We start from the raw sequence: 21,237 nt of genomic DNA, 5'->3' as shown, positions 1-21,237 counted from the left end.
ATCGGGTGTGTCTGGCCCGGATCGGAGCCTCGCGTAGTCTTTTTAAATAGGTGGGATATGAGCGGAGATTATTATCAGGTGCTTGGAGTGGGCCGCGAGGCAGATCAGTCGACAATTAAGAAAGCCTATCGAAAAATGGCGATGCAGTTTCATCCTGACAAAAATCCTGGAGATAAAGTCGCCGAAGAGAAATTTAAGGAGGCCGCTCGGGCCTATGAGGTTCTCGGAAACCCTGATAAGCGTTCTCGCTATGATCGATTTGGTCGGGCAGGAGTTGACGGTCCGCAAAGTGGCGGGGCAGGTTTTTCTGATGTGAACGACGTTTTTAGTGCTTTTGGTGATATTTTTGGTGACTTTTTTGGTGGAGGAGCTCAGCGGTCGACTCAGCAGCGAAATCGTCCTCGAAGAGGGCGTGATCTCAGGTATCTTTTGGAAATCAGTTACCGAGATGTGATGTTGGGGGCTCAGCATAAGGTGGAATTTCTTTCGGGGGTTGATTGTGAGCCTTGCCGGGGGAGCGGAGCCAAAACAGGAACAGAACCGGAGAATTGTTTGACTTGTGGGGGGTCTGGGCAGGTCGTTCGGCGTCAGGGTTTTTTTTCAATGGCCACAACTTGTCCTGATTGCAAAGGGCAGGGTCGGGTGATTAAAGACCCCTGTGTGCAATGCCATGGCCGTGGCCGGATAGAAAAAAAACGCGAAATGATGATCAATGTTCCTGCAGGTGTTGATAAGGGGACTCAGTTGAGATTGTCGAATGAAGGAGAAGGCGGTTTTTTGGGAGGCCCCAGTGGCGATTTGTATGTCGAAATTGATGTGACGGAAGAAGAGTCTTTTCGACGGCAGGAAGAACATCTCATTGGGGGTTTAGAGATTAGCTATCTCCAGGCTCTCTTGGGTGCAGAGGTTAACTTCCAGTCTGTGGTAGATCAGGAGAAGGTGCAAATTCCTAGAGGGACGTCGAGCGGGGACAGAATTCGTCTCGGCGGCAAGGGATTCCCCTCGCTTCGGGGAGGACGTCGTGGTGATTTGATTTTGGAAATTGAAGTGAAGATGCCAAAAAAATTGGGAAAGAAGGAAGAGCAGCTCCTGCGTGAAATTGCTGGGAGTAAAGGCGAGTCAGTGTCTGAGGGCAAAGGTCTGTTTGGTTTTTAAATTCAATCTTATATCTTGACGGCTGAAAATGGCGACCCAAGTTAAGGTGTGAAGAGTAAAATTTTTAGAATAAGGGGTATGTGAGTATGGGAAAAATCATTGGGATTGATTTAGGTACGACGAACTCTGTTGTGGCTATCATGGAGGGCGGAGAGCCCAAGGTTCTCGTTAATGAAGAGGGTGGGAGGACGACTCCTTCGGTGGTTGGTTTTACTAAAGATGGACAAAAGTTAGTGGGTCAAATTGCGAAGCGCCAAGCAGTGACAAATCCTGAAAACACGATTTTTTCGGCAAAACGGTTTATTGGTCGACGTTTGGAGGAAGTCTCCGAAGAGAGTCGGTTGGTGCCTTACAAGGTCGTCAAAAAAGGTACGGATTCTGCGTTTGATATCAACGGTAAGGCCGTCCCTCCGGAGGAAATCTCCGCGCTGATTTTGGGTAAACTAAAAAAAGTTGCAGAGGATTATTTAGGCCATGAGGTGACCGAGGCGGTGATCACGGTTCCAGCCTACTTCAATGATGCTCAACGTCAGGCGACGAAGGATGCTGGTCGGATTGCCGGCCTTGAGGTGAAGCGAATCATCAATGAGCCAACTGCAGCGGCTCTCGCTTATGGGCTTGATAAGAAAAAAAGATCAGAAAATTGTCGTTTTTGATTTGGGTGGAGGTACGTTTGATATTTCCATTCTCGAGGTTGGCGATAATGTTGTGGAGGTTAAGGCGACGAACGGGGACACTCATCTGGGTGGTGACAACTTTGATGAACGCATTCTTGTTTGGATAATGGATGAGTTCAAAAAGGATCAGGGAATCGAGTTGCGCTCGGATAAGATGGCGCTTCAGCGCCTCAAAGAGGCCTCTGAAAAGGCCAAAGTTGAGTTGAGTTCGGCCCAGGAAACAGAAATCAACCTTCCATTTATCACTGCAGATGCCTCTGGTCCGAAACATCTGAACATGAAATTGACCCGGGCTAAGTTTGAGCAGTTAACAGGGGATTTAGTAAAGAGGACTATGGAGCCTTGCAAAAAGGCTTTGGCTGATTCTGGTATGTCTATTTCCGATATCGATGAAGTCGTCTTAGTTGGTGGTTCTACTCGGATTCCAGCTGTTCAAGCTGCTGTAAAAGATTTTTTTAAAAAGGAGCCAAATCGTTCGGTAAATCCCGATGAAGTGGTGGCTCTTGGAGCCGCTGTTCAGGGTGGTGTACTTGCGGGCGATGTTAAAGATGTACTTCTCCTTGACGTGACTCCTTTGTCTCTGGGTATTGAAACCTTGGGTGGAGTGATGACAAAGTTAATTGAGCGTAACACGACAATTCCAACTCGAAAGAGCCAGACTTTTTCTACAGCAGCTGACAATCAGACGAGCGTTGATGTTCATGTGTTGCAGGGCGAGCGTGAGCTGGCGGGTGACAATAAGGCGCTGGGGCGTTTTGAGTTGGTGGGAATTCCTCCATCCCCTCGTGGCATGCCTCAGATCGAGGTTACTTTTGACATCGATGCAAACGGTATCCTGAATGTGTCTGCTAAAGATGTCGGGACGGGCAAGGAACAGGCGATTAAGATCACCGCTAAGTCAGGACTTTCTGAGGATGACATTCAGCGTATGGTGAAAGACGCTGAACTTCATGCTGATGAAGATAAAAGAAAGAAAGAGACAATCATCCATCGTAACGACTTGGATAATTTAATTTATCAAACTGAGAAATTGGTTGCTGATAATAAATCTAGCCTTAATGATGGAGATCGAAAACCCATTGAGGACGCAATCGAGGAAGCAAAAAGAGTTCTGAACAATACAGGGGCTTCGGTGGGCGATCTTAAGTCAGCAACTGATCGCCTGACGAATTCAAGTCAAACTTTGAGCAGTCTTCTTTACGAAAAGCAAAAAGGCAAGGCGAGTGCTGGCGGCGCTCCTGATAGTGAATCCGGAGGTTCGGGTGACAGCAAGTCAGGTGATGTTATTGATGCAGATTACAAGGACGTCAATTAACTGAGCTGACTTTTCTTTGCTGCATATCTTTTTGGAAGGGTGGGGCCTCCTGTGATGGTTTTTCGCTAGAAATTTCGTGTCAGATTTCGCGTCAAATTGAGATATTAATCCAGTGACAAACCATTTTCATTGTCCCACTGGACACGGGCTCCGAGGGACAAATAGGAGAAGGCTTCATGTACATTGAAACCAACTTCTCCTGTAAAGGTGATGTTCTTCCATTGTTCAGTTTTCCACTCAACGCCGCCGGTGAGTTGGACAGGGAATTTTCCTTCACCCTCTCTGGATGAAACACCGATCGGAATGGAAGCATATGAGTTCATTTCACCAATTTCTGTTTTTATCTTCTTACTGATGAGAGGGTGAAAGCGGAGAGATATTTCATCGATGTCTTCATTTTTGTTTGAGGAATCAAATCCGTCGTATCTTGCATAGATAATGCCCGAGGAGAGACCGATTGCTGGCTGGCCCTCCGTATCTGGATAAGGAACCCATTTGAAAATCCGCCAGCATAGAAGTCAGTTGTGCCGGAGCCCACGACGGCTCTTAGGTTGGCGTCCTGGTTAAACCAGGAATCAATTCGGCCAATCAAATTAACACCCCGATCTCCGTCAGAGATAAATTGAGACTCTAGGCTTGCCTTAAATGAGCCTTCAGAGAGGATATCTCCAGTTTCCATGACTGAATAGAGAGCTCGCTTTGGTCGCAAAACATAGACTCAAGATAAAAACAGTAAGTCTTAGGGAGGGTCTGTCCAAATTCATTGTCTCATTCCTTTCCGTTGTCTCTAGGGGCGGAACCATAACTCTGACTGCCGTGTTAGACAAGCGGCGAGGTTCTGCCTTCTGGGAACGTGTAACTAAAATTATTTTTCATGGGACATATGCCGGAGCCATATGAAAAAATATAGGTCTCACTTGGCGAAAACCTACCGCGCTTGGGCTGAACAGAGACAAGTTGACATCTATATTTCTGAAAATCTCAAACTGGTACTAAGGTCGCAGAGAGGAGATGTCGAAAACTCATATGGGATGCGAGCGGCGCCCATTTGTTGCTGACATCTTCTACCTTAAGTTGGAAAGTTGGAGAATTGAGTCATGATTAAGTGCATAATAGCGAAGGCCTTTGAGAGCACGCTTGTGTTCACAGGCCGTGACGGTGTCCTTGGCAAGCTCGAATTGTCCCATTTTGGAATTTCGGGTTTATTGCCATCGTCCTTTTTGGTATTAGTGCTCGCCTTGGTCTTTGGAGTTTGTGTTCAATCTTTGCTGGCTCGGGAGATCCCTGCGACTGTCCGAGGCTTGAATGCAGTTCATGCTAAAACCAAACTGGCCTTACGTTCTATTCCGAAAAGTGTGGCAGCAACAGAGTTCGCAGTTGTTCCAGACCAAGTTGTCAATTGAAGGATCCAATCCCATCTGGTTGCGAAATTTCTCAGAAGAAGGGGACTTCGGAGGTCCCTGAGGGAAAGCGAACTCCGGCTTCAGCGGCGGCAAATGAAGCCTTGCCTCGCGGTGGTGAAATCGGAAAAGTCATGTGGAGCAAAGGCGATTCCTGGCTTGTGGAGCCTTCTGGAAAGCAGCACGCAGCTCGTGTCGGAATATCTGTGCATACGAAGGACACAGTAAAGACCGAGGCTCAGGCCGAGATCAGAATAGAATTTCAGGATGCGAATGAACTTCATATTCAGCCCCAGTCAGAAGTTTTGATGTCTGAGTATGGAGTCTGATTCCAAGCTAGATCGGCGAGCCTTGCTGGATTTGATCAAGGGCAAGGTGAGGAGCAAAGTTAAGCAGAAGTACAAGAGCGATACGAGTTCTTACTTTAAGGTTCGAACAAAGAGTGCTGTTGCCGGAGTGCGAGGAACCGATTTTGTGGTCAGTTTTGATATTGGGGACAAAGAGATAACTAAAGTTGAAACTTTGACGGGATCTGTTGTTCTGGCCAATGCCGACCAGTCGCAATCTTTGGATATCAACAATGGGACCTATGCCAGTTATGTTGTTGAGGCGAATAGTGCGGAAGTCTTTTCTGATAAAGAGATCAATGAATTTGTCGCTCGTGGATACATGACGCCGGTTCATAAAATGAGTGCCAAAGAAATTGAGCAATTGGATTGGGGAATCATCCGTCGGAGAGAAGCCAAAAGGAAAGACAGTTGCCCTGAAGGCAAAAGGAGCTGCAAATTTTGTATGTCAATCGCCTCAAGCTGAAATTGACCAATGCTACTGGGCTTGCGAAAACAATCCAAAGGGAGCAAAGTACTGCCGCACGGATCTTGCTCAGGTCAGTTGTCTGAGAAGGCGGTGTGACGCCAACGGAAAATGGGCTGATGAAACAAGGCTTCCTGCAAATTTTCATGAGCAATGCCAAGCGAAGGGTGTGCGGGTTGGACCTTGCGACTACTAGGGGTTTCAGGTGAGTCATATCCAGGCTTTATTGCCAGCGCTGAAGCTTAATGCATTGTATTATATTTAACTCAGTTGATATTTAGGGTTCAATTTTTTATAAACAGTCACTGTTATTTTGTGGCGGCCGTAGCTCAGTGGCAGAGCCCCGGATTGTGATTCCGGTTGTCGCGGGTTCGAGCCCCGTCGGTCGCCCCATTTTTTAGAGCCCCAGATTCAAAAAAAAAATAGGAATGTAAATGAAAATTTGTGATTTACCCGTATTTGTATTGCGCAAAAATTTTCGTGATCCAAGTCGGCTATTACAGCTCATATAGAGACTTACAACTCTCACCCGGATCTATGGTTGTGTGCTCATCCCACAAGTTGGGGCGTTCAGCTTGAGATTTCTGGTCGTCAATGTTTACAAACTCAAGTATCCGTGGCAATTCTCATGCGGGACCATGCTTATCCTTGCTTGTCTTGACCCCGGATCCCGTCCACTCTCTTTCGCCCGAGCTGGCGTTGGCATATTTCACTGTGCCCGAAAAGACCTACACTAGATCTTGGTGATTTGGTAGATTCTCTAGGCGCAAAAACTAGAATTCTTCCGCTCAACGGCATTCAGTTAGGTTTTCTATTGCCTAGATCAAGAGTAAACGACCTGGTGCAGGTGATCGAAAATATGTTTACCCTAGAGTAATCGTTTGGCAGCGTGGAGAGGCGGCAAGAATTCTCCGCCAGTTTTGTGAGGGCATTGGAATGACCTCCATTAAATTCCATACATTGCGTGCGTGCTTCGCCACCCAACTCTTGCGAGATAGTGTTGCCCTTGTAGTCGTGATGAAAATCTGTGGCTGGAAGGATCTAAAAGCAATGCAGAAATTTATAAGGCTCTCAGGATTGGAAATAGAAGGAGCAACGGCAACGCTCAAGATTTTGCCGCCCAAGGCTGTTATGGGTCGTGTAGTGCAGTTATTTCAGCTCTGAGATAGTCTTGTCAATTCGATAGGTTCCTACAGCATCAAGTGACAAGCCTTTTAAGAGTTTGGCGTCTTCGGGAGAATTGACATCCCAAACCCAGATCTTTGCATTTACCGAGTGCAGAGACGAAATGATTGAAGGAAGATCTTGAAGGTTCGGTTTGATATAGCCAAGTGGTATGGCGAGCAACAGACCTTCACAGTTCGCCTTAATTTGTGAGCCATTTGCAATCGCGCCAAAACATCTTAAGTGCTGCTCTTTCGTTGCGACCAATTGAGTGCCGTTGACATACTTTTTGAATCGATTCGTTCGCGCCACCAATATAAAAAATGGTTTTTCGGTCCAGCGATGGATATTTTGCGAGAATTTCTTCGATCAATTTCGCTGTCGTTTCATCTTCAGATTTTACATTGATTGCCAACTGCCGATCAGGAAAAGCAGATAGTACCTCTTCAAAAGTGGGCATCATGCCTTTTCCCAAACCTCTTGTAGGATAGGAGATGCCTTTGTCAGGCGTGTATCCATACCCGACATCGAGTTGCTTAAGATAAGCCATCGTACTCTGGCTTAAATTACCAGAACCATCAGTACGACAGCTGAGGTCTTCTTCATGAAAAACAGCAAGCTTGTTGTCTGCTGTCTTTCTTAGGTTGATGTGGCCTATAGTAGCCCCTAACTTATAGGCGGCTTCAACCGATGGAATTGTGTTCTCAATATACTGGTGACTCGCTGACAGGTAAGCCACTGGTTTGACCAGTGAGACTCTCAAGGCTTGGCCCCCGGATTTAGTTTTCACGATTTTTGGTTTTGAAGTATGCCTCCCGTGGGCTTGGCGGTCCAACAGGAGGCAATATGTCGAACTACGAGAGTTTAAGTCACTCGAAGTGGGACTGCACTTACCATGTAGTCTTTATTCCGAAGGGGCGCAAGAGGGAGCTGTACGGGAAAATCAGAAAATATCTAGGTCCCGTTTTCCGAGAGCTGGCATCGCAGCGGGAGAGCAAGATTGAGAAGGGGAGCATGGTGCAGGACCATGTTCACATGATGATCAAAATTCCCCCAAAGTATGCTGTTGCCGAGGTCATTGGCTATATGAAAGGCAAGAGTGCGATAGCCGTGGCTCGGCAATTTGGTGGTAGGGAAGAAAAATTTCAATGGTGAAAAACTATGGGCCAGAGGATATGCCGTTTCAACCGTGGGATTTGAAGAATCTCAGATTCGCAATTACATCCAGAATCAACAACAACTGGACGGCAAGGGTGAAGACGAGAGCGGCGAGTTTTAAATCCCGGCTTGGCCGGTAACCAACTAAACTGGCAGCCTTTTAGGCTGCTCACAACCGCCAAGCCCCTCGCTTTGCGAGGGCGTTATGACTTTCATAGTTTACGAGTCCGGCAGTACAATCGGTAGGCTTCACAGCGACATCGCTGCGAACAGATTGATTTAGGCCACGGAATGCCACGATTTCTCTGGCCCAAGCGGGCACAGAAAAGATAAGTGTTGTCACTGTTGTGAGAAGTATTTTAATAAATTAGTCCTTAGCTAAACCCATGTCTTTTAGAATTTCAATGGTTGTATTTCTCAGTCTCGGCCCGGCGGGGCGCTCCTGATCTTTTAGATCCGATGCGTTGGCAGCAATAGCATAAGTTTTGGATCCAGACTTTAAGATGCCGATGAAGTTCCCAAGCATCTTATCTGGTTTTTCCATGCAGCCGTGACCCACTAAGCAGCCTGTGCCGGTTTTTCCGTAAAACTCTGAGATTCCAATTTTTTTGATGAAAATAATTTCCTTGGTGAGGTCCGTTGCCTTTTGTGAAACAGGAAATTCGCCTTTCCACAATTTTGAAATAAAAGCTAATTGTTCATGGGCAGAAATTTTCAAGCTCGATGTCACCCATGCGTCTTTTAAGCCACCAGAAAAGTCCTTATTCCCATAACCGAAAACATCCAGGTAGTGCTGAATATTTTTGTCGCCGACCTGTGGGATGGCCCACTCAGTTACCCACTTTATAGAATTGCTCATCCAGGTTAGAGGAGTTTGCTCTTGATTTTCTTCTGGCCGAGCTCGTTTAATGCCATCCCATTTAACGACCTGGTTCTCATCTTTAAGTATGCCTTTATCGAAAGCCATCAAAGCGGCTGGTACCTTAAATGATGAGCAGGGGGAGAAGCGCTCCTTACATCGCCTGGGATTGTGTTCGGCAAGGAACTTGCCCGTTTCCAGATCTGAAATAACGATACAAGCATCTCTGTCAGCGAACGTCTTCTTAAAATCCACCTCTGCTGAAGCAAAAGCAGGAAGTAGCAGTAGAAAAGAAATGAAGTGAATGGGACGCATGGGTTCTAGCCTATGACATCGAATAGTATCTGTCCATCAATGCGTCTCGGCATAAATATCCCTGGATGACCCCGGATGGATCTCAACTAAGTTCTTAACTTAACGGGGGGTCCTACGAGCACCCCATTTTTGATTATGAATTTCGAGGGTCTGCTCTAAGCTTTTTTAAAATCACAAACAGATAGTTTCGATGACTTGGCAGCGCCATTTTTTGAGTAGTCACCATCATGAGAGCACCTAAATGTATTTCGAAAGTATTCATTGCAATGACTCAAGTATCGATCCTACAATAGGACAAAGTGACGCCTTAGTGGATGATATGATTGAATTCGGGTCCTCGCCCCATTTTTGAGCCCCAGATTCAAAAAAAATAGGAATGTAAGGTTCTACTTGGTCGATGGTGGACTTTGTCCAAAGTCTCAGTCCTCTCATGCATTTAGCAATCGAAGCCTGTAGTTAAAAAAGCTTCTGTATCCAAAAGCCCTGTATTGATAAAGCTTTGCGAGTCGGTTGTAGCCTTCGGTTTTCCCATTAGTCAATCCTGTCACAAAATAGTTTAAAATTTCCTTGCGCCACTTCATTAGAGTTTTTCTGAGTTTTATTATTTCTTTCAGAGATGATTTCGCCATTTGATCGTAAGCGCTCCATAAACCCTATTTTTGTGATTTGAACTTTCCACATATATTGCTCAGCAACCAAGGAGGCTTGAGTGGAAAATTCTGATCAAAGATTAAAAACCAAACAATATTGGCAAACTAAAATCAGGGAGGCAGAAAATTTCTCTGGCTCCGAGACCGAGTTCTGTCGACAAGAGGGACTGAACAACACCACGTTCAAGAATTGGAAGTATCGACTATCCAAGGGAAGCAAGAGAGGGAGTGTTGGACGCCGAAAGCCGGTGAGCTCTGCTTTTGTTTCAGTGAAAATTCAGAAACCAAGAGCGGTTCGTTCGCTCCCTGACGCACAATGGGTGGCTGAGCTGATCTTTTATCTGCAGGGAGGTACTAGGTGAAATCTCCCAGTCAATTTGAGGGTGTTTTTCTTCATCGAGATCCTGTCGATTTGCGCCGTGGGATTCCGGGATTGAGTCAGATTGTGGAGAGTGCCCAGATGGGAAAGTTGAACGGGAAAAATCTTTTCGTGTTCTGTGGTCGACGACGGCACACGATCAAGATTCTGTATTTTGATCGAAGTGGGTTCTGTCTATGGCAAAAGCAATTGGATGTGGAAAAGTTCCCATGGCCGAGGAAATCTTTGCAGGAAGTAGTCCACATATCCACAGAGCAATTGAGCTGGCTTCTGGAAGGTTATGATGTTTGGAAAATGAAGCCATTTTCAGAAATAAATTTTGAAAGAGTCTGTTGATCTTTCGAAGAAAATGTTGAAGAGTCCCGCGCATGCAGGCGCAGGAGCTATTTTCAAAACAAGAACAGTTGTCCTCAGAGAATGAAGGCCTGAGAGCGCGTGCTCGTCTTGATGAAGAGAAGATCAAGTTCCTGCAAAGTGAGGTCACTTGGTTGCATGAGCAGATCCGTTCTCTCAAGCGAGCGCAGTTTGGTAGAAAGTCGGAGTGTTGGGTGTCGCCGGAGCAGGGGGTGCTCTACAACGAAGTGGAACTTGAAGTCTCCAAAGGAACATCCGAAGAGGATGAAACGCAGGTCGAGGTCACGGTTCCTGCGCATAAAAGGAAGCGAGGTCATCGTCGTCCAATCCCCGAGAATCTTGAGCGGGAAGTGGTGAAGATCGAGCTTCCAGAAAATGAGCGATTTACTGAAGAGGGAGACCCTCTCAAGGTGATTGGCTGGGAGGTTTCCGAGAAGCTCAAATATGAGCCAGCCAAAGTCAGTGTCCTCCGCTATGAGCGGGCCAAGTATGGAGTGGATAGCGGGGACTATGTGAAGACCGCTCCGCCTGTGCCTTGCGTGATCCCTAAGGGGATTGCCACTCCCGAGTTGCTTGCCGCCATTATCACCTCCAAATATTGCGATGGACTTCCGCTGTATCGGATTGAGGAGATCATGGAGCGTCAGGGAGTTGATCTTCCCCGCAGCACGATGGCCCGCTGGGTGGTGCAAGTGGCGCAGGCTCTCGTGCCTGTCTGGAATGTTCTTTCAGACCGGCTGATAACCTCTTTTTATGTGGCCGTGGATGAGACGCAAGTGCAGGTTCTCAAAGAGAATGGCAGGAAGGCCGAAGACAAATCATGGATGTGGGTGAGGAGGCGCCCTACGGGGACAAGAAGATTGTTCTGTTTGATTACCGCATATCCCGGAGCCAGGAAGCGGCCAGGCAGCTTCTGGACGGGATTACAGGATATCTGCAATGTGACGGATTGAATGCCTATGATGTGTTGGAAAAACAAGAGGGCGTGATCCGCATAGGATGTGGGATGCACTCCCGCAGGAAGTTTGAATCTGCCACAGTGGATGGGGCTAAGTCCGGCCGAAGCCTTGGAGAGGCAGGACTTGGTTACTTTAAAAAACTGTATGATCTGGAAGAAAAAATCGGCGAGAAGCCGCCTGATGAGCGGTACCGTCTGAGGCTGGAAATAGCTGAGCCCATCTGGAAAGAGATGAAGGAGTGGGCTGAAGGGCATCAGCCCAAGGTTCCAGCAAAAAGCAAGATCGGAGGGGCCCTCCGCTACTTTTTGAATGAGTATGAGTACCTGACGGGCTACCTCAAGGATGGGCGTCTGGAGGCGGACAACGACTACATTTCATACTGCACCTCCTGCAGAGTTATGTCTTTGTATTGGGGCAAGCGCCGCAACATTTCCCATTTGTATAACACCTTTAACTTGGCGAGTTGATCTCCTGGATTTTCATACATGATGCTCATGTAGTTGTCTCCGTAATTGTGGACTTTGAGTATACCTTGATCTTTCCATTTTTTCAGAATGATGCAGCCAACGCCCAGCAATTTTTTTATTTGCGGTCGCGTGAGCATTCCTTGGTCGATTAATCTTTGATGTCGGTCTGTGAGTTTATACGCTGTCTGGATTCGGTGAATGGCCACCGTTGTAAAAAGTCTGTTGTCGCCAGTGCGCCAACCACGCTTGTTTAGCATATCTGCTATTTCACGCGGATGATGTTTGTCGAGAAGCTTGTTCACTTCCGCAATGACTTTCTCGGGAGTGCGCTTTGCCTCAAAACCATTGACTAGCAGGGGAATGGTATATGACTTGGACGCCCCTCCCCTAAATCTGACTTGAATGACGACGTTATCTTTTTTGACGAGTGTAACATCCTCAATCAGAAGCCGCGCCATCCTCTTCTTTTCTCTGTCTGGAGTTTTTGGATCTTGCCAGAGCCTGGGAAAGTCTGTTGCAAGCGCGAGAATGGCTTTCTGTTTTTTCTCGTCCATCAGTAAACTATCTTTTTTGCAATTGGTTTCATATTCTTCTTCAGCCACTGACAGGAGGCGAAGTTTTGAGTTCCATTGCGCTTCCAGTGAGTCGGCCACCAGTCGATTCCGTGGATCGACGTTCATAAACCGCTGCTGGGCCAGTTCTGCCTCGTAACGAGCCTGCTGCACGCCTTTTTCCCGAAGTCTTTTTATTTGATTGATGTTGGACTCCAATTCTTTTTGGACCGCCAGCGCTACTTCTAAGCTGGAAGGCGTCATCGTTTCAATCAATAGATCGCCGATTTTTTGGTCAACGCTGCCGCCTGGAATACTTTGACAGATTTTTTTCGCACTGGCGATGCCATCGCTCTGGCAAACATAGTCCGGAAAAAGTTTTCCCTTTCGCTCATGATATCGTAGCGTCATACGTCGACCACATAACCCGCAGACTGCCATGCCTTGGAGTAGTGCGGGCCCTTCCCTCGGTGGACTTTTTCTGCGATCATGGCCATGGGCTTGGGCGTTTGCTAACAGCATCTTTTGGTTTTTTTCAAATTTATCTTGGTTTATATATGCGGCATGTGAGTCAGGCAAGCAAACTGTCCATTGGTCGGCTGGCTTTGATCGCATGCCAATAGTTCCATTTGCTGTTCGATATGCTTGTGAGCGGCCGTAGAAAAAGGTCCCAGCGTACCTCGGGTTGTGCAAAGTCCTCAAAACTTGATCGTGGGTTAGCTCCGCCCAGATAGTGACGCTTTTGCTCGGGCCCGTACGAGGGCGTTTTGGAAATTTAAGACCCATTTTTCTAAACATTTTTACTGTAAGAAAGGCTGAGCCTGTTTGTTCAAATGTTTTGAAGAGTAATTTGATTGCTTGCTGAACACGTTTGTTTGGATCAAGCACCACCTGGCTTTGGTCATCATAATCAAAGCCGATCGGCAATGGAAGTTTAAGTTCACCTCGTTTTGCTTTGTTAATAATGCCACCCCTCAATCGGGCTCTCAGTATATGAAGTTCAGCTTCACTCATTGTGCCCTTGAGTCCGAGCAGCAATCGATCATTGAAATGGCTCGGATCGTAGAGACCGTCCTCATCCAGAATGAGTGTTTGGGTCAAGCCACATATTTCAAGAAGGCGATGCCAATCAGCTGAGTTGCGGGCCAATCGACTGACCTCCAAACCCATAACTATTCCGGCGCGACCCATGCCCACGTCCGCGACCAATCTTTGAAAACCCTCCCTGTCCGCGGCTGCCGCACCAGATTGGCCTTGATCACAATCAATCGTTATAATTTGTTTTCTTGTCCAACCCAACGCCAAGGCTCGGTCGCGGAGATTGTATTGGCGCTTGGTGCTCTCTTGATTGTCAATAACCTGTTTCAAACTTGATTGACGAATATATAGATACGCGTCCCTCGTCAATTGCTCAGCAGAAACTATATGTTGACGATTTTGCATGTCATTTTCTCCCTTATTGGTGACTGAGGATCATATTCGTCAGCACCGTTACAACCTCTTGCCTAACTCCAGGACCTACGTCGACAACATCATTGTTGTCGGGTTCTCGAGTGGCGGTGGTTGGTTGACACATCTGCCAAGTCTTCATCCACGCCAGCATTCCTCGATGCAAAAAAGCAGAAAGTCCTAATCCACAATTTTCTCTCGTGCAAAAATATTTTGAAGCCTCTGTCCTTAATGCTTCGTAACGATCGATAAATTGCGAGTCGGAAAAACATGAGAGATTGCTCTGGACATTCATTTCTTTTTTTTTCGTCTTGCAAGTGCGCGCTCAACGCTTCTTGGATGAATTTTCAGTCCAAAGCGTTCTTCTATAAATTTGCTGAGTGCACGCGCCTTCAGTGTTTTGTCCCTGCTGATTTCAGTCTCTAAACAAACCATGATTTCTTCAGTCAGCTTATGGGCCTCTCGCGGACCACGACGCTCCGGAATCAAAGCGGCCAATCCACCCCTTCTAAAGTCTTCCCTTAATCGATAAAATGACAGCCGTGAAAATCCAAAGTCTTGCGCCGAAGATGTTACGGAGGCTTCGGCACGCTCAACTTTCCGAATCATTTCGTATTTGACTTGCAGCAGGTCCTGCGGATCAAAAAAATCATTTTCCAAAAATAGCTGATCCCTTACTCGATCGGGATGAGCATTTAGCATTCCCTGTTCTTTCAGATAGAGCTTTTTTCCACTGGGCTTTTTCGTCATAGTGCGATCTCCAAATAATGTATCTTAAATTATGCCGCTTCAGTTAATATGTCAACATGGTAAATTTCTATATAACTGAATCTAGTGGGTATTTTATGAGTCAATTATCTAACGTCGAAGAGTAGTGCCCAATGACTACGGCAAATTTAATATTACACATGCGGCGTAATTTAGATAACACATCAACGATTCTTTTTTACAGAACGTGATTGTGCCGTCGATTTATTCTTACTAGGCATGCTTCCCATAAGAGATGAAAGCTCCAGCAAATCCGCCACTCGAAATTTGGAGCGGCCCTTGGATTGAAAAATAAATGGATCAGCGGCCAAAACGCTTGTCCAGCACGCGGGAACGGACTTTCGTACCCCTTTAGCATCTATGTAAAAGACGCGGTCCTCACCCCAGTTTTGCCTATGATCAAAAATCTTGAATCTCTTTTTATAGAGCGGGTGGAAGCAATGCGTGACTGTAAAATATTGACGACTATCAGATTTACCAGTGGGTGCAATCGACAACCCATTAGAATGGCTGGGTGGAGCGGGTTATCAGGAAATTCGCGATCGGCAGAAACGATGGGATGTTTAGCGATACCGTCGCCGGAGCTGAGTCATCGGCCCTTCTGTATAGTTTGGTTATTACCGCAAAGCTCAACGAGAAGGATCCATTTGAGGTTTTGGCTGAGATCCTCAGGCTGTTGCCATCAGCCGACACCATTGAGGACTATGAACGACTCGCTAGTCTATTGGTTAAAAAAACTGTGGTCTAGAATGGGGCGGTTAATTCGCTTACGTAGGGTGCACCAGGGTAACTGGGCGCAATCCACATTTTTTCAGCCGTTTAGCAATATTTAGGCGAGCCTTGCCATGAGGGTTTCCGATTGAAACTACGAATCCGATTTCTGACCTTTTAGCCTGTTGAGCGATCCACCCATCAAACGTGCTGCCATGGAAAAGAGCAACATCTGAAAAGGAGATTTAATTTCAGGAGTGTCATCAAAGATAGCCAGTAAATTACTGGAGAAAAGGCGCAGAATTTCCCTGTTGACAACACTTTGCCCCGTTCCGCCCCAAAAAATTATATTTTTAGTCAGACCATTGCAGCGCAAACGCAAATCTTTCATAATACCCCTAGTAATGAGAAGGAAATTTGTTAGTTTGATGTTATCACAATTTAGAAATCAAGTCGTATTCAGATAAATATTCCTGTTTTATATAACAAGCGACTACATGATAACAAGCCTTCCTGGCCGTTCTCACTGAGTTGACCCCGCCGGGCTCCTGGGGAGCCCATGAGACCCCGCCGCGAGCGGCGGGGAGGTTCATTATTTCCTAGCAACAACGACCATGCGTCCCGAACGGTCTTTGCCTATGGCGAAATATATAATCGAAAGGAATAATCCCTTCAAAGACGACCGAAGGGACCTCTTCATTTCAGGATAAAATAGCGGAATTCTTGAATAGAGAAAACTACGAATAAAGTCGAATGGCACCCGGTCATTGTAGACTTTTACTTCCCTAAACCCAATACCATTCAAAATCTTTGAAATACCCTCTGCCGTAAAATGAATCCTATGCCGGGGCAAATCTATCCCAAGCCAATGATTTAACCAAACCTCTCTTTCCCACGAATCGTAACGGGGTAACTTCAAAACAGAATTCCTTTGCAGAAAGCCCATCGGTATAAATATTAGATAGCACTTCAATTGGAGCATTCAAATGCTCCAATACATATCTAGCAATCACGCAATCATATGTCTGACTAAATAAATAACCCTCAGCGTTGCTATTTTTTAAATCGATCTCAAAAATCTGAGCAGCAACCCTACACCCCTCTATACTCTGCTCCAATCCGGCAACACTCAAGCCAGCATTTTTAAATACGATAGAAATTCTCCCGCTACCAGCTCCGACTTCAAAACAATCCTTAACAGCTTCGCAAGAACGTCGCATTATCTTATAATCAGTGCCAAATTTAACCTTTCGTAACCACCCCTTCAAACCCAGCCGTGGTTGATAGGGAATATATTCATTGGGATAGTACCTGCTCAATTCCTGGTAATCCATCTTCGGATATGAAAAACCAAGTTGGCAGGAATTGCAGAATGCGACCCGAAACAGCTCAGACATGCCCTTGGACAGATAAAAATCTGGAGCCATTAACTCGGTGGTGAGGTCGGTAGAACGACAAACCGGACATTTATCAATCCCCAGATTGACCTGCTTGGCACTTTTGGACCTTCATTGGAATATCCCGTGACGCATTAGATCTAGTCCCAGAAATAGTTCAAGTTTAGAAGCTGACAGGTCCAAACATTTTTGTTTTCAATAGGTTACAACACTTATCGAGACAATCAGAAAGTACCAACCAACGATGAGAAATGTAGTCAGCCTTAAGAAGAGAAACAAGAAAAAACCGCTGGTCCACGCTAAAATTGTAGACGATCGGAATGATATTTTCGAAGGTCTTTCAGGATCATTACTATCTATTGGTCTCAAACTATCCTAGGTAGCTATACTGCCTGTTGAATTGTGCGCTCTTTCAGAATTTGAATCTACAGCCTGTTTCTCACAATTACCTCTAAAATAGAGCCTCCTAGTGATACTCCCTACTTTTCACTTGGAACATTGCAGCGAAATCTACTCCATCGTAAATTTTAATTCGATAGACACAATGTTTTCACCAGTGATAGCTAATACACAAGACTAAAAAAGAGAGTGGAATGATGGTATTAATTACCGGCGGAACTGGTTTCATTGGCTCTCATGTTGCTGTCGACCTCATTGAACGAGGTCATCAAGTCATCCTGATTGACAACTACTGCAATAGCAGCCCAGAGATCATTAGCAGAATTTGGCAAATAACTGGTGTTACCCCTATCTCTATTGTAGGCGATATGCGGGAGGAGACACTTTTGGGCCGAGTATTTCACACCTATAAAAATATTGATTGCGTAATTCATTGTGCTGGATTGAAGTCAGTTAGTGAATCATCAAAATCGCCATTGGACTATTTTGACAATAATGTAAGAAGCACTATTTCTCTATTAAAGATTATGGCTGAGGTAGGCGTAAAAAAAATAATCTTTAGCTCGTCTGCTACCATTTATGATACCAATTTTGCCTCTCCATTTGATGAGTCTTCACCAAAATTAGCAACGACACCTTATGGCCAATCAAAACTCATTATCGAGGATCTGCTCGAAAATATTTGCAGATCGGATGAGGAATGGAAAGTAGTCATACTTCGATATTTTAACCCTATTGGGGCACACCTAGCGGATTAATTGGAGAATGCCCCAGAGGTATTCCTAACAATCTATTCCCGTTCATATTGAAGGTCGCGAGCGGCCAACTCGAGAAGCTTTGCATTTTCGGTAATGATTATCCTACCCCCGATGGAACCGGAACGAGGGATTACATACATGTATGCGACCTCGCAGCCGGACACGCTCAATCTTTGGCGTTACTATCAAATAGGTCCATTGTTAGACAGCCCGCCACATATAACTTGGGTACGGGAGACCCCTCAGTGTTCTCGAACTTTTAAAAATTTTCGAAAATACGAACAATGTGTCAATCCCATTTGAAATAGGCCCTAGACGCCTTGGAGACTCTCCAATTGTCTATTCAAACGCTAAAAGGGCGTTAAGAGATCTTGCTTGGTCAGCAACGAGAACTCCTCAAGATATGTGCAGAGACGGTTGGGCCTGGCAAAAAAAGCAATCCATACTAAATTTTTAAATATTGCCAATCAGATACTAGATTAGGATAAAGAAACTATTTTACGCCTATAAGGAAAATCGATAGTGTACAGATATGAATAAGAATCAAAATTTATGAAACATCTCATTGAATTGAAGGCAAAGATGAAACCATCCAATGAGGAATATATCCTTTGGACATTACATCTACTTTCCAAATATAAACTCACCCGAATTGTTTTAAATTGGGCAGTTCAGATAGTGGTCATTCCGATTAGAAAAGTCGCCCTATTGGTAGAAATCTTAAAATGGAGAGCCTCCACTACGTTCCATAGCCCCACTCCACCTCCAACAAAACCATAAAACTCCTAGAAAAGATCATGAAGAAAAACAAAACATTTGTCTCTTTTGCCATTATGATGAATTTGGCGAAATAAATGATTGCACGATTTCATTACTCGAAGAAATCAGAAACTCCGGGTTCGATATTGCATTTTGCACAACCTCCCCTGTTATTGCACCAGCTCTCAATGAAAGAATTGACCACTTGTGTTTTTTGGCAATTCAACGGGAAAATGTGGGACTAGATTTTGGTTCTTGGAAAACATTAATTGATATCGTGGACGTAAATTATGATAGTCTCTTATTCGTCAACGATAGCATTCTCGGACCGTTGCACCCGCTAACTGGGACTCTGCGCGAATTTCTAAACGGTCCTTATGAAGTCTTGGGTTTAACCGACTCAATTCAAATCAAACACCATATACAAAGCTATTTTTTTTGTGTTAAAAAATCTATTTTAAAGTCCAAAATTTGGGGACATTTTTGGGGAGAGAATTTTAAGTTTTATTTGGATAAGGTCGACACGATTTGGCGCCAAGAAATTCATCTGGGAAATATATTGATTGAAAACTTCAATTGTCAAATTCTCTATAGGTACTCCGAACTAGTTGCCATCAGCCCCAATAAAAACAGATTTCCGTTTGTCTCCCCTTTGAATCCAACTGTTTTTTATTGGGACGTCTTGATTGGAGCATTTCAATTTCCTTTTATCAAAAAGGAAGCTTTGGATAAATTCAAGGGCGGCCGACAAAACTGGGAGAGAAAAAATATACGCGAATTAAAAAGGCAATTTACGTAACCGCAGATCAGGAAAAATCACTAGGCATTCAAATACTGATTTTATTAATCTATAAACGAGAATCTCTATTCCAAAAGAATGCTTGCAACTGCCGAAATCCCCACTTAGTGCTTCCTTTTTTGCGTTTTATCCTTTCTTTTTAGCTCTTGCTCAGCTACAAATGGAGACTACTTTGTTTATTCAATTTTGCAACCAGCCTTAGATAGTAACGGATTAACGTGGGTTGTATTTATTTGCAGGGGAGACGCTTCGACGGAGAAAAAATAATCTCACGATGTCCGAATAAAACAAAAATATTTGATGCCCTCGTGTAGTTACTATTCCAAAAAGAAAAAAATTTTAATTGGATTATCTGAAAACATGAAACTTAAAGCCATTATTTTTGATTTGGACAATACGATTATTGATGCGAATCGAGCCTATTGTGACGCGCTGGGAGCGATCGGCCTTTCTCCCCGTGGTGGGAGTTTTATTAACGCACGAAATGCGGTAAAGAAGAACCTACCTCAGGGGCATACTTCTTCTCATAGTAGACTGCTCTATTTTAAAGAACTCCTCATTGAGACTGGTAATTACACTCCCCAAAAGCTTCTGAAGCTAACGGACATATACGAAAAATCTCTTTCCATTGCATTTGCTACTCAATGGCGAATCCTAAAGAGAGACCGTCTATTTAATAAAATTCGCATGAGCTATTCAATTGCAGTTATTACTAATGAAAATCTGCGAACTCAGACAATTAAATTAAATGCGATTGACCCGCAGGCTAAATACTTTGGAACCGTAGTGACATCAGAGGAAGTCGGAACTGAAAAGCCCAATCTTAAGATTTTTAAAATTGCACTTAAAAGGCTTGGTGTCCGGGCAAGTGAATGCATGATGGTTGGAGATGATTTTTTAGTAGATTTAAAGCCTGCATCCAAATTAGGAATGAAAACAACATTCACTAGCGAGTTTACAAACTCAAATCCAAAACTTCCCAGCACCGTATTTAGGATGCAAAAACTCTCTCAGCTAATCGAGATGCTCAATGAATAGGTCCATTAAGGAAATGCCTTATCTGCGCGAACTGATTGAATTGAGTCGGACAATTGGCGCGAAAGTTCCTATTTGGACCCAAGGTGCCGGCGGAAATGTCTCTTCGAAAAGCGAAGGCCATCTGTGGATTAAGGCTTCAGGCACACGTCTTGATCAAGTATCCGAAAATAGTGGACTGTGTTGTCTTCATCGTAAGAACTTTGAGTTAGGCTTAAAAAAATGCATGGAATTGTCCGACTCAGAGGTAGAACCTTTTTATGAATCCCTACTTAGGGACCCAATGATTCATATATCAGGGAAAGGGCGCCCGAGCATGGAAGCCGCATTTCATGCCATGCTACCCTCGAAATTCATTTGTCACTTTCACTCATTAACATCACTTCTGATATCCCTTGAACATTCGAATTTTCCAGGTGCCGTAGAGAAATGGATTTCGGATACATGCGACCTTAAGTTTTCTTTCATTGATTTCGCGACACCTGGAATTAGCCTTGCAATGGATGTTGCAAGACATGTTGGGTCGAAAATTATTTTTCTTAAAAATCATGGAGTAATTTTGGCGATCGATGATCCAATGGAGCTTTTAGATTGGGAACAATTGGAGGATGCGTATATCCATTCACGAGGTCACCACCTGCTCTCCGAGATCAAAAACACTCGAGAGATGAACGAAATTGCTAAGACGTTAAACCCTACAGAGTTCAAAATCCTATTTCCTGATGTTGCTGTCTTCAAAGACCAGCTATTATTAGCACTTTCAGAAGAAGACGGTCATTACACACAATTATCAAATGAACCCATCGTTGGAAATAATCTTGGCGAACTTTGGTTTGCTCTACAAATTTTGTTGAATATTTTCCCTGATTTTCCAGAAATCCCGAATAATTTGCAAGACAAGATTGTTGGGTTACCTACCGAGCGTTACCGGAAGGAGCGAGTATAG

Annotated in this window: 23 protein-coding genes, 1 tRNA gene and 3 pseudogenes; 17 read left to right on the top strand and 10 right to left on the bottom strand. The window is 44.8% G+C overall.

Annotation, left to right across the window (positions count from 1 at the left end; translation table 11 throughout):
* The first annotated feature begins 57 nt into the window (after positions 1–57).
* Complete coding sequence (dnaJ, locus tag IPL83_11115) at positions 58–1,155, top strand: molecular chaperone DnaJ (GenBank protein MBK9039694.1); 1,098 nt, start codon at positions 58–60, stop codon at positions 1,153–1,155.
* A gap of 86 nt (positions 1,156–1,241) precedes the next feature.
* Positions 1,242–3,147, top strand: a pseudogene (dnaK, locus tag IPL83_11110) (molecular chaperone DnaK).
* A gap of 104 nt (positions 3,148–3,251) precedes the next feature.
* On the opposite strand, the gene IPL83_11105 reads toward dnaK, so the two are convergent.
* Together IPL83_11105 and IPL83_11100 are read right to left on the bottom strand one after the other, a co-directional pair.
* Positions 3,252–3,470: a hypothetical protein gene (locus IPL83_11105; protein MBK9039693.1), complete on the bottom strand. Its 219-nt coding sequence runs from the start codon at positions 3,468–3,470 to the stop codon at positions 3,252–3,254.
* Positions 3,471–3,487: 17 nt separating this feature from the next.
* Positions 3,488–3,856, bottom strand: a complete 369-nt coding sequence (locus IPL83_11100; protein ID MBK9039692.1) for a hypothetical protein — start codon at positions 3,854–3,856, stop codon at positions 3,488–3,490.
* A 388-nt stretch (positions 3,857–4,244) separates the two neighbouring features.
* On the opposite strand from IPL83_11100, the gene IPL83_11095 reads away from it, so the two are divergent.
* From IPL83_11095 to IPL83_11075, 5 genes are all read left to right on the top strand, one after another.
* A complete protein-coding gene (locus IPL83_11095; protein ID MBK9039691.1) occupies positions 4,245–4,550 on the top strand; it encodes a hypothetical protein in 306 nt (101 codons plus the stop codon).
* Positions 4,547–4,876: a hypothetical protein gene (locus tag IPL83_11090; protein ID MBK9039690.1), complete on the top strand. Its 330-nt coding sequence runs from the start codon at positions 4,547–4,549 to the stop codon at positions 4,874–4,876. Before IPL83_11095 ends, IPL83_11090 begins: the two co-directional genes overlap by 4 nt.
* Positions 4,866–5,360: a FecR domain-containing protein gene (locus IPL83_11085; protein ID MBK9039689.1), complete on the top strand. Its 495-nt coding sequence runs from the start codon at positions 4,866–4,868 to the stop codon at positions 5,358–5,360. The genes IPL83_11090 and IPL83_11085 overlap by 11 nt, the downstream gene beginning before the upstream one ends.
* 318 nt (positions 5,361–5,678) lie before the next feature.
* Positions 5,679–5,753: transfer RNA gene (locus IPL83_11080), tRNA-His, on the top strand.
* Between the two features lie 543 nt (positions 5,754–6,296).
* The gene (locus IPL83_11075; protein MBK9039688.1) at positions 6,297–6,524 is read left to right on the top strand and encodes a site-specific integrase; all 228 of its coding nucleotides are present in this window, start codon (positions 6,297–6,299) and stop codon (positions 6,522–6,524) included.
* 202 nt (positions 6,525–6,726) lie between these two features.
* Here IPL83_11075 and IPL83_11070 read toward each other — a convergent pair whose 3' ends face one another.
* Positions 6,727–7,287, bottom strand: a complete 561-nt coding sequence (locus IPL83_11070; GenBank protein ID MBK9039687.1) for a hypothetical protein — start codon at positions 7,285–7,287, stop codon at positions 6,727–6,729.
* 83 nt (positions 7,288–7,370) lie between these two features.
* On the opposite strand from IPL83_11070, the pseudogene tnpA reads away from it, so the two are divergent.
* Positions 7,371–7,803, top strand: a pseudogene (gene tnpA, locus IPL83_11065) (IS200/IS605 family transposase).
* Between the two features lie 246 nt (positions 7,804–8,049).
* Here the strand turns inward: tnpA and IPL83_11060 are convergent.
* Both IPL83_11060 and IPL83_11055 read right to left on the bottom strand, forming a co-directional pair.
* Positions 8,050–8,856 (bottom strand): class D beta-lactamase, encoded by an 807-nt coding sequence (locus IPL83_11060; protein ID MBK9039686.1) that lies wholly within the window; start codon positions 8,854–8,856, stop codon positions 8,050–8,052.
* A gap of 428 nt (positions 8,857–9,284) precedes the next feature.
* A complete protein-coding gene (locus IPL83_11055) occupies positions 9,285–9,485 on the bottom strand; it encodes a transposase (protein ID MBK9039685.1) in 201 nt (66 codons plus the stop codon).
* 80 nt (positions 9,486–9,565) lie between these two features.
* On the opposite strand from IPL83_11055, the gene IPL83_11050 reads away from it, so the two are divergent.
* Genes IPL83_11050 through IPL83_11035 form a run of 4 tightly spaced genes read left to right on the top strand, consistent with a single transcriptional unit; the run spans position 9,566 to position 11,665 of the window.
* Positions 9,566–9,868: a hypothetical protein gene (locus IPL83_11050; GenBank protein MBK9039684.1), complete on the top strand. Its 303-nt coding sequence runs from the start codon at positions 9,566–9,568 to the stop codon at positions 9,866–9,868.
* Positions 9,865–10,221, top strand: a complete 357-nt coding sequence (tnpB, locus tag IPL83_11045; protein MBK9039683.1) for an IS66 family insertion sequence element accessory protein TnpB — start codon at positions 9,865–9,867, stop codon at positions 10,219–10,221. The genes IPL83_11050 and tnpB overlap by 4 nt, the downstream gene beginning before the upstream one ends.
* A 32-nt stretch (positions 10,222–10,253) precedes the next feature.
* Positions 10,254–11,192, top strand: a complete 939-nt coding sequence (locus IPL83_11040; GenBank protein MBK9039682.1) for a transposase — start codon at positions 10,254–10,256, stop codon at positions 11,190–11,192.
* Positions 11,189–11,665 carry a transposase gene (locus IPL83_11035; GenBank protein ID MBK9039681.1) on the top strand — a complete coding sequence of 159 codons (477 nt, stop codon included), beginning with the start codon at positions 11,189–11,191 and terminating at the stop codon, positions 11,663–11,665. The genes IPL83_11040 and IPL83_11035 overlap by 4 nt, the downstream gene beginning before the upstream one ends.
* Here IPL83_11035 and IPL83_11030 read toward each other — a convergent pair.
* From IPL83_11030 to IPL83_11020, 3 genes are all read right to left on the bottom strand, one after another.
* Entirely contained in the window at positions 11,566–13,659 is a 2,094-nt protein-coding gene (locus tag IPL83_11030) for a recombinase family protein (protein ID MBK9039680.1), read from the bottom strand. The two genes, IPL83_11035 and IPL83_11030, sit on opposite strands and share 100 nt — an antisense overlap.
* A 297-nt stretch (positions 13,660–13,956) precedes the next feature.
* On the bottom strand, positions 13,957–14,415 hold the full coding sequence (locus IPL83_11025) for a helix-turn-helix domain containing protein (GenBank protein ID MBK9039679.1): 459 nt from the start codon (positions 14,413–14,415) through the stop codon (positions 13,957–13,959).
* A 182-nt stretch (positions 14,416–14,597) separates the two neighbouring features.
* Positions 14,598–14,840 (bottom strand): transposase, encoded by a 243-nt coding sequence (locus IPL83_11020; GenBank protein ID MBK9039678.1) that lies wholly within the window; start codon positions 14,838–14,840, stop codon positions 14,598–14,600.
* A 107-nt stretch (positions 14,841–14,947) separates the two neighbouring features.
* Here IPL83_11020 and IPL83_11015 point away from each other — a divergent pair, with 107 nt between their 5' ends.
* Complete coding sequence (locus IPL83_11015; protein MBK9039677.1) at positions 14,948–15,181, top strand: transposase domain-containing protein; 234 nt, start codon at positions 14,948–14,950, stop codon at positions 15,179–15,181.
* Between the two features lie 117 nt (positions 15,182–15,298).
* Here the strand turns inward: IPL83_11015 and IPL83_11010 are convergent, their stop codons facing one another.
* Together IPL83_11010 and IPL83_11005 are read right to left on the bottom strand one after the other, a co-directional pair.
* Positions 15,299–15,535, bottom strand: a complete 237-nt coding sequence (locus IPL83_11010) for a hypothetical protein (GenBank protein MBK9039676.1) — start codon at positions 15,533–15,535, stop codon at positions 15,299–15,301.
* Between the two features lie 448 nt (positions 15,536–15,983).
* Positions 15,984–16,571: a methyltransferase domain-containing protein gene (locus tag IPL83_11005; GenBank protein ID MBK9039675.1), complete on the bottom strand. Its 588-nt coding sequence runs from the start codon at positions 16,569–16,571 to the stop codon at positions 15,984–15,986.
* Positions 16,572–17,134: 563 nt separating this feature from the next.
* On the opposite strand from IPL83_11005, the pseudogene galE reads away from it, so the two are divergent.
* The 4 genes and pseudogenes from galE to IPL83_10985 all read left to right on the top strand — a co-directional run bounded on the left by galE (position 17,135) and on the right by IPL83_10985 (position 21,237).
* Positions 17,135–18,155 (top strand): annotated as a pseudogene (galE, locus tag IPL83_11000) (UDP-glucose 4-epimerase GalE).
* 507 nt (positions 18,156–18,662) lie between these two features.
* Positions 18,663–19,256: a hypothetical protein gene (locus IPL83_10995; GenBank protein ID MBK9039674.1), complete on the top strand. Its 594-nt coding sequence runs from the start codon at positions 18,663–18,665 to the stop codon at positions 19,254–19,256.
* 360 nt (positions 19,257–19,616) lie between these two features.
* Entirely contained in the window at positions 19,617–20,294 is a 678-nt protein-coding gene (locus IPL83_10990; GenBank protein ID MBK9039673.1) for an HAD family hydrolase, read from the top strand.
* Positions 20,287–21,237 (top strand): class II aldolase/adducin family protein, encoded by a 951-nt coding sequence (locus tag IPL83_10985; protein MBK9039672.1) that lies wholly within the window; start codon positions 20,287–20,289, stop codon positions 21,235–21,237. Before IPL83_10990 ends, IPL83_10985 begins: the two co-directional genes overlap by 8 nt.

This window comes from Bdellovibrionales bacterium (genome assembly GCA_016716765.1).
GTDB lineage: Bacteria > Bdellovibrionota > Bdellovibrionia > Bdellovibrionales > UBA1609 > JADJVA01.
This window is presented reverse-complemented; position numbering and strand designations above follow the sequence as displayed.

What these genes read in the sequence shown, in the direction of transcription:
- dnaJ (MBK9039694.1), top strand. Translation starts at nt 58, where the DNA reads ATGAGCGGAGATTATTATCAGGTGCTTGGAGTGGGCCGCGAGGCAGAT.
- IPL83_11105 (MBK9039693.1), bottom strand. Translation starts at nt 3,470, where the DNA reads ATGAACTCATATGCTTCCATTCCGATCGGTGTTTCATCCAGAGAGGGT.
- IPL83_11095 (MBK9039691.1), top strand. Translation starts at nt 4,245, where the DNA reads ATGATTAAGTGCATAATAGCGAAGGCCTTTGAGAGCACGCTTGTGTTC.
- IPL83_11085 (MBK9039689.1), top strand. Translation starts at nt 4,866, where the DNA reads ATGGAGTCTGATTCCAAGCTAGATCGGCGAGCCTTGCTGGATTTGATC.
- IPL83_11075 (MBK9039688.1), top strand. Translation starts at nt 6,297, where the DNA reads ATGACCTCCATTAAATTCCATACATTGCGTGCGTGCTTCGCCACCCAA.
- IPL83_11060 (MBK9039686.1), bottom strand. Translation starts at nt 8,856, where the DNA reads ATGCGTCCCATTCACTTCATTTCTTTTCTACTGCTACTTCCTGCTTTT.
- IPL83_11055 (MBK9039685.1), bottom strand. Translation starts at nt 9,485, where the DNA reads ATGGCGAAATCATCTCTGAAAGAAATAATAAAACTCAGAAAAACTCTA.
- IPL83_11040 (MBK9039682.1), top strand. Translation starts at nt 10,254, where the DNA reads ATGCAGGCGCAGGAGCTATTTTCAAAACAAGAACAGTTGTCCTCAGAG.
- IPL83_11030 (MBK9039680.1), bottom strand. Translation starts at nt 13,659, where the DNA reads ATGCAAAATCGTCAACATATAGTTTCTGCTGAGCAATTGACGAGGGAC.
- IPL83_11025 (MBK9039679.1), bottom strand. Translation starts at nt 14,415, where the DNA reads ATGACGAAAAAGCCCAGTGGAAAAAAGCTCTATCTGAAAGAACAGGGA.
- IPL83_11010 (MBK9039676.1), bottom strand. Translation starts at nt 15,535, where the DNA reads ATGAAAGATTTGCGTTTGCGCTGCAATGGTCTGACTAAAAATATAATT.
- IPL83_11005 (MBK9039675.1), bottom strand. Translation starts at nt 16,571, where the DNA reads ATGGCTCCAGATTTTTATCTGTCCAAGGGCATGTCTGAGCTGTTTCGG.
- IPL83_10990 (MBK9039673.1), top strand. Translation starts at nt 19,617, where the DNA reads ATGAAACTTAAAGCCATTATTTTTGATTTGGACAATACGATTATTGAT.
- IPL83_10985 (MBK9039672.1), top strand. Translation starts at nt 20,287, where the DNA reads ATGAATAGGTCCATTAAGGAAATGCCTTATCTGCGCGAACTGATTGAA.